Below are 6468 nucleotides of genomic sequence, written 5' to 3' on the forward strand. Positions count from 1 at the left end.
CCGGTCGGCGCACCACCACCCCGACGCCGCACCACACCGACAAGCTTGCGGAACTGCCCCTCGCTCAGCCCCGAGAACAGACCTATCCACCCCGGCTCAGACGCCGTGACCACAGCACTCACACCGAGATCATCACATGCCTGACCAGGGCTTACGGGACATCATTTAATGGAGAAGTACGGCTGGAGTACTAGCCCTCCTCCTTAAAGGTGATGCCGCGCCACACCTGCTCGCATAACCTCCCCTCCCGACAAGTGACTCTTACTTCAGCACTTCGGGAGGGCTTGATGATTCCGGAACTGGTGCAGACCTGGGTGTCCGGCTGGACCGTCTCACGACGCACGCCTCGGCCGGTCGACAAGCCCTGGGGGCTCTACGTCGACGTGGGCGCACCCGATCACGTGGGCCGCCATGTCCTGCCCGACGCCGAGGAGTTGGCCGTGCGGGCGGCCGCCGCCTCGGTGACCGTGCCGTACACCTGGCTGAAGGTACCCATGCCGCCCGAGGAGGCCGGACAGTGGCTTCCCCGGGGCTGGGTGGTGGACAAGGAGGAGTCGGGCCACCTCATGGCCCTCGACCTGCGGACCACCAACCCCACGGCCCCCGCCGGCTACACCGCCTCGCTGGAGGTCCGCCACGGCGTCACCCACGTCGAGGTGCGCGACGCGGCGGGCGACCTCGCCGCCAAGGGGCAGATGGCCGTCCTCGGGCCGGCCACCGTCGTCGACCGCGTCGTGACCGAGGAGGCCCACCGCCGCCGCGGCCTGGGCGCCTTCGTCATGCGCACCCTCGCCGACCGCGCCGCGGCCGACGGCGCGACCCTCGGCGTCCTGGGCGCGACCGACGACGGCCGCGCCCTGTACGAGACGCTCGGCTGGACGTGCCACGCACCGCTGGCGGCGTGCGTATACATACCCTGACAAATCTGCGTCAGCACACGTCACCCTTTGGTCAATGCCCTTGTCGCGCCGGATGCCCGCCGGGAAGCTCATTGCTGTCTCCACCATGGATCCAGCAATTCCGCGACGCGAAAACCGTTGTTGTACTTAAGGGTGTCATGACTGCTGCACCGCCGACCGGCGCTCGTTCATATGCGCGACGTTGCGCGCAGGCGCTCAACGCATTTCACTCGATTCCCTATTTCACCGCGGACCTGGGTGACGCACTCGCGGAATTCGGCGTCACCGATCCGTCGAGCGTCCAGCTCGCGAGCCGGGCCGCGCCGCTCGGCCCGGTGGGCGCTCCGCTCATGACCGCCGTCTTCAACGCCTTCGCCCCCGGCTTCCTCGCGGAGCGCGTTCCCGCGCTCTGGGGAATGGTGTCGCCCGAACGCGTCCTGGCCGCACGGGAGAAGGCCGCCGGTGCTGCGCTCGAACGGCTCCTCGGCGCCGACGCCCTCCACTCGGACGCGATGGTGGAGGCCGCCGACCTCGCCATGGCGGCCGCCTCCGGCCTTTCCTTCCCCGGCCGCCCCCTGTACGCGGCCAACGCCGCCCTCCCCCGCCCCGGCGTCCCTCACATCGCGCTGTGGCACGCGGCGACCATGCTGCGCGAGCACCGGGGTGACGGACACATCACGGTGCTCGGTCACTTCGAGCTGACAGGCGTCGAGGCGCTCGTCCTCGACTGCGCGAGCGAACGCGGCATGGCGAAGGAGCTCGTCATGCCCCAGCGCGGCTGGACCGAGGACGAATGGTCCGCCGCGCAGGCCCGGCTGCTGGCGCGCGGCCTGATGGGCGGCGAGGGCGCGCTGACCGCCCGTGGGACCGCGCTGCGCCACGAGATCGAGCGCGAGACCGACCGCCTCGACCGGGCACCGTACGCGTCCCTGGGCGCCGCGGACACCGAGAAGCTGGCCAAGTACGTCCATCGACTGGTCAACTCCGCGGCCGGCTCCGGCGCCTTCATCCCGCAATTGCGGGGTTACTTCGCACCGGACACCGAGACGTGGAACAAGCGCTGACCCTCGGCGACTCGACGCGGCCCGACCCTTCATCGCACGAGGTGACCATGAACGCCCTCCCTGCCCCGCTGACCACCGGGCCCGAGATCACACGCTCCGACGCGCAGGCGACGTACGTGAGTTACTGGTTCGTCGACGGGGCCGATCACGGGCGGGCGGTGCTCGACCAGGTCGTGACCGCCTGGGAACAGACACCCTGGCCCGAGGGCCTGCTCTCGCTCTCGTGCTATCTGGCCACCGACGGCAGCACCGTGCTGACGTACGCGCAGTGCGCGGGCCCCGACGTCCACGGACCGTTCCTGCGCGGCCTGCCGGCCGGCCCGGCACGGGTCGAACCGATCGCCTTCCGCCTGCACCGCAGCGTGGTGGTCGACCCGGCGGCGGGCGCGCCCGGCACCCTGGTCGCCGCCAGCTTCGACGTGGACGGCGCGGAGCGGCAGCGGCACATCGTGGAGACGGTCGCGCGCACTCTGGAGCAGGCGCCGACGGGCGGACAGGCGGGCCTGATCGCCGCCCACTTCCACCTCAGCGTCGACGGCAGCCGCGTACTCAACTTCGCGGAGTGGACGAGCGACGAGGCGCACGCGGCGTTCCTCGACGGGGCCACGCGCCACCGCTCGCTGCGCCTCGCCCAGGACACCCCGGGCGTCCGTCCCATCGGCTACAAGCGCTACCGCCTCCACCGGAGCCTGGGTGTCGGAAGCGCCTGAGCCGGAGGAACGCACCCGCCGGTACCGCCTTCGAAACCGCACGCAGAACACAAGGAGAAAGCCGTGACCACAGCCGTCTTCCCCGACGTCGACCGCACCGACTCCGGACTGGCCCTGATCACCCCGCTCCACGTGGGCACCGCCGGGATCCAGCGGGCCGTGGCCGACGCCGTCGTCGCCGAATGGACGGCCGCGCCCCGCCCGGCCGGCCTCCTCTCGCAGAGCTGTTACGTGAGCACCTGCGGCGAGAACGTGTGGACGTACGAGCAGTGGGCGGGCCTGGAGTCCTACCGCGCCTCCGGCCGCATGTACGAGAAGCCGGCGGCTCTGCCGGGCCTCGGCGAGGGCGGCGCGGACATCGAGCGTTCGGCCCCGATCGCGTTCGAGCTCTACCGCAGCAACCTCTACGACACCCAGCGCATCCCCGCCCTCATCGTCGCGCCGACCTTCGACGTCGACGGCCGCGGCGCACAGCGCGCCATCGTCGACGCCCTGCTCGATGGACCGCTGAAGGCCACCGTTCCGGGGCTGCTCGCGGCGCACTTCCACTACAGCCTCGACGGCAGCCGGGTCCTCAACTACGCGGAGTTCACCGAGGAAAGCGCCCACGTGGCCTTCCTGGCCGGCCCGACCGCCCAGGCGGCCACCCGGCTCACCCAGGAGATGCCCGGGGTCCGGGGCATCGGCGGGAAGCGCTACCTCCTGCACGGCAGCGTCGTGACGGCGCCGGCACCGCCCGCGAGCTGACTCCCGACGCCGCGCCGCGCCGCGGAGGAGCGGCCGTTCACGTGGCGGCGGTCGGCTCCGTCGCGGCGGCCGCGGCGGCGTCCCAGACCTCCCGGGAGGCGGCGATGGCCGGCCGGTGGGCGATCGACCAATCCGCCAGGGCCTTGACCAGGTGGGTGAGGCTGTGGCCCAGCTCCGTCAGCTCGTACTCGACCTGCGGCGGGATGGTGGGGTACACCGTCCGCTTCACCAGGCCGTCGCGCTCCAGGCGCCGCACGGTGAGCGTGAGCATGCGCTGCGAGATGGCGCCGGGGATGGCGCGCTGCAGCTCCTTGAACCGCCTTATGCCGGAGGCGAGCTCGACCACCACGTAGACGGACCACTTGTCGCCCAGCCGGTCCAGCACATCCCGCACGCCGCACTCGTCCTGCGGCGTCTCGCAGACGATCACGGGTTCGCCCGGCACCGGGGTGGTTACCGCGGTGTGCCCTACTGACATCAATGTGCCTCCTTACGCGATCGAAACTCGCTCCCGATGATGGAAACACACAGCTCAGAGGGAGATAGGCAATGATCCTGATCACCGGTGCGGGCGGCGCGCTCGGACATCTCATCGCCGGCGAACTGGCCGGACGGGACGACGTCGTGCTCGGCACGCGCACGCCCCGCTCCACCGCCGAACGGCGCGTCGACTTCGACGACCCGTCCTCGCTCGACTTCACCGGCGTGGACACCCTGCTGCTCATCTCCGCCGGATACGGCGAGGACGATGTCGTCATCGCCCGCCACGACGCGGCGATATCGGCGGCCGAGCGGGCGGGTGTGCGGCACATCGTCTACACCAGCCTCAGCGGCGACGGTGACCACCTGACGTACGCGCTGGCCCACCGCTGGACCGAACGCCGCCTCGCGCACGGCCCGCTGACGTGGACGATCCTGCGCAACGGGCTCTACGCCGAGTTCCTCGCCGGCATCGCCGCCCCGGGCCCCGACGGGACGATCGCGGCGCCGCTGGGCGCCGGCCGACTGGCCGCGGTGGCCCGCGCCGACCTCGCGGCGGTGGCGGCCCGGGTGGCGGCGGAGCCGGAGCGGCACGCGGGACGGGTGTACGAACTCGTCGGCGAGCGGGCCCTGGGCGGTGCCGAGCTGGCGGACGCGATCGGCGGCTCGTACGAGCCCGGCTCGCTCGGCGCGGCCCGCGAGGCGATCACCGCGGCCGGCGGAGCGCTGCCCTACCAGGTGCCGATGCTGGTGAGCACGTACTCGGCGATCGCCGGGGGCTTCCTGGACGGCACCGCGATCGAGGACAACGCCCTGCGCACCCTCCTGGGCCGCGAGCCCCGGCCGGCGCTGGAGGTCTACAAGGCGGCGGTCGCGGCGGCGCTACCGACTGCGTAGACGGAAAACGGCCGTTGGCTGCTCCGTACGGAGCGAGCGGGCCGCTTTCGGCTGGGCCGGATCGCCCTGGCTCCGGCCTGCCTGGCGCTGCGGAGCGAGCCGGGCCCCACGCGAAAGGGGTGCTCCCGAAACGGGGGCACCCCTTCTACCTGGCCGGACGGCCACACGGCGGAGAGTGTGGGATTTGAACCCACGGTGACATCGCTGCCACGACGGTTTTCAAGACCGTTCCCTTAGGCCGCTCGGGCAACTCTCCCCGCGCCACCCACCGGGCGGCGCGGGGATCAGCCTATCGCCTCAGCTGTCGCCCTTGCGTTCGCCCAAGGTGATCTCCGTCGTGGACTGCTTGCCGTCGCGGGTGTAGGTGACGGTGACCTTGTCGCCGGGGCGGTGGGTCCAGATCTCGCTGATGAGGGTGGGGCCGCTGTCGACGGCGGTGTCGTCGAGCTTGGTGATCACGTCGCCCGGCTTCAGGCCGGCCTTGTCGGCGGGGCCGCCGGGGGTGACGGCCGGAGAGTTGTTGGCACCGCTGGGGGCGATCTTGGCGCCGTTGCCGGTGTCCTTCATGTTCACCGTGGCGGAGATGACCGGATAGATCGGCGTGCGGTCCTTGATCAGCTGGTCGGCGACGTTCTTCGCCTGGTTGATCGGGATCGCGAAGCCGAGGCCGATGCTGCCCGCCTGCTGCTGCCCGCCGAAGCCGCCGGGGGTGTTCGCGGACTGGATGGCGGAGTTGATGCCGATGACCGCGCCCTGCGCGTTGAGCAGGGGACCGCCGGAGTTGCCCGGGTTGATGGACGCGTCGGTCTGGAGCGCGCTCATGTACGAGGCGTTGCCGGTGCCGCCGCCGTCGCTGGAGGCGACCGGGCGCTTCTTCGCGCTGACGATGCCGGTGGTGACCGTGCCGGAGAGACCGAAGGGCGCGCCGATGGCGACCGTGGCGTCGCCCACCGCCGCCTTGTCGGAGTCCCCGAGCGGCAGCGGGTCGAGCTTCGCGCCGGTGGCGTCCTTCAGCTTGATGACCGCGACGTCGTAGCCCTGCGCGCGGCCGACGACCTCGGCGTCGTACTGCTTGCCATTGGAGAACGTCGCCGTGAGCTTGCCGCCGCCCTGCGCGGCCGAGGCGACGACGTGGTTGTTGGTGAGGATGTGGCCCTGCTTGTCATAGACGAAGCCGGTGCCCGTGCCGCCCTCGCCGCCGCCGCTCTGCGCCTCGATGGTGACGACGCTCGGCAGCGCCTTGCTCGCGATGTCCGCGACGGAACCCGGCGTGCGGCTCTCCGTCTTGGGGTCGCCCGAGGAGGAGACGGTCGTGGAGGAGTCGCTGTCGGCACGGCCCGCGGCCCAGAAGCCGATGCCGCCGCCGACGCCACCCGCGACGAGTGCCGCCACCAGCGCCGCGGCGACGAGGCCGCCGCCACGCTTGCGCGCCGGGGGAACGGGGACCGCGCCCCAGGGCCCCTCGGGCCCGGCGGGACCGCCACCGGCCGGCCCGCCGTACGGCTGCGGCGCGGCACCTCCGTACCAGCCACCGTGCGCGGCGCCTGCCGCGTGCTGTCCGGCCGCTCCGGCCTGCGCGTACCCGGCCGGCTGCGGTGCGGCCGCGTCCTCCGGCGCGCCGGAGGCAGCGCCCTCGTCCACGCTCGGCAGCTGCGCCGTACGGTCCTCGGC

8 protein-coding genes and 1 tRNA gene are annotated in these 6468 nt (G+C 72.1%); 6 read left to right on the forward strand and 3 right to left on the reverse strand.

What is annotated here, in order from left to right:
* From J7E86_RS32125 to J7E86_RS24655, 5 genes are all read left to right on the forward strand, one after another.
* The coding region (locus J7E86_RS32125) for a hypothetical protein (RefSeq protein ID WP_215084316.1) at nt 1-194 on the forward strand (194 nt) is incomplete at its 5' end.
* Between the two features lie 93 nt (nt 195-287).
* Nucleotides 288-920, forward strand: coding sequence for a GNAT family N-acetyltransferase (locus J7E86_RS24640; protein ID WP_215084318.1), 633 nt, complete (start codon nt 288-290; stop codon nt 918-920).
* Between the two features lie 137 nt (nt 921-1057).
* A complete protein-coding gene (locus tag J7E86_RS24645) occupies nt 1058-1963 on the forward strand; it encodes a hypothetical protein (protein ID WP_215084320.1) in 906 nt (301 codons plus the stop codon).
* 47 nt (nt 1964-2010) lie between these two features.
* A complete protein-coding gene (locus J7E86_RS24650) occupies nt 2011-2673 on the forward strand; it encodes an antibiotic biosynthesis monooxygenase (protein WP_215084322.1) in 663 nt (220 codons plus the stop codon).
* Nucleotides 2674-2736: 63 nt separating this feature from the next.
* Nucleotides 2737-3420, forward strand: coding sequence for an antibiotic biosynthesis monooxygenase (locus tag J7E86_RS24655; RefSeq protein WP_215084324.1), 684 nt, complete (start codon nt 2737-2739; stop codon nt 3418-3420).
* A gap of 37 nt (nt 3421-3457) precedes the next feature.
* On the opposite strand, the gene J7E86_RS24660 is transcribed toward J7E86_RS24655, so the two are convergent.
* On the reverse strand, nt 3458-3898 hold the full coding sequence (locus J7E86_RS24660; RefSeq protein ID WP_215084326.1) for a helix-turn-helix domain-containing protein: 441 nt from the start codon (nt 3896-3898) through the stop codon (nt 3458-3460).
* Between the two features lie 71 nt (nt 3899-3969).
* On the opposite strand from J7E86_RS24660, the gene J7E86_RS24665 reads away from it, so the two are divergent.
* Nucleotides 3970-4797 (forward strand): NAD(P)H-binding protein, encoded by an 828-nt coding sequence (locus J7E86_RS24665; protein WP_215084328.1) that lies wholly within the window; start codon nt 3970-3972, stop codon nt 4795-4797.
* Nucleotides 4798-4966: 169 nt separating this feature from the next.
* On the opposite strand, the gene J7E86_RS24670 is transcribed toward J7E86_RS24665, so the two are convergent.
* Nucleotides 4967-5053: transfer RNA gene (locus J7E86_RS24670), tRNA-Ser, on the reverse strand.
* A 41-nt stretch (nt 5054-5094) separates the two neighbouring features.
* Nucleotides 5095-6468 (reverse strand): S1C family serine protease (locus J7E86_RS24675; RefSeq protein WP_251019629.1); only part of this gene is annotated, 1374 nt, incomplete at its 5' end.

The organism is Streptomyces sp. ISL-11 (assembly GCF_018614525.1).
Taxonomy (GTDB): Bacteria; Actinomycetota; Actinomycetes; order Streptomycetales; family Streptomycetaceae; genus Streptomyces.

Bases quoted from the DNA above. Each gene is read 5' to 3' on its own strand.
- J7E86_RS24650 (WP_215084322.1), top strand. From the start codon at position 2,011: ATGAACGCCCTCCCTGCCCCGCTGACCACCGGGCCCGAGATCACACGC.
- J7E86_RS24665 (WP_215084328.1), top strand. From the start codon at position 3,970: ATGATCCTGATCACCGGTGCGGGCGGCGCGCTCGGACATCTCATCGCC.
- J7E86_RS24660 (WP_215084326.1), bottom strand. From the start codon at position 3,898: ATGTCAGTAGGGCACACCGCGGTAACCACCCCGGTGCCGGGCGAACCC.
- J7E86_RS24640 (WP_215084318.1), top strand. From the start codon at position 288: ATGATTCCGGAACTGGTGCAGACCTGGGTGTCCGGCTGGACCGTCTCA.
- J7E86_RS24645 (WP_215084320.1), top strand. From the start codon at position 1,058: ATGACTGCTGCACCGCCGACCGGCGCTCGTTCATATGCGCGACGTTGC.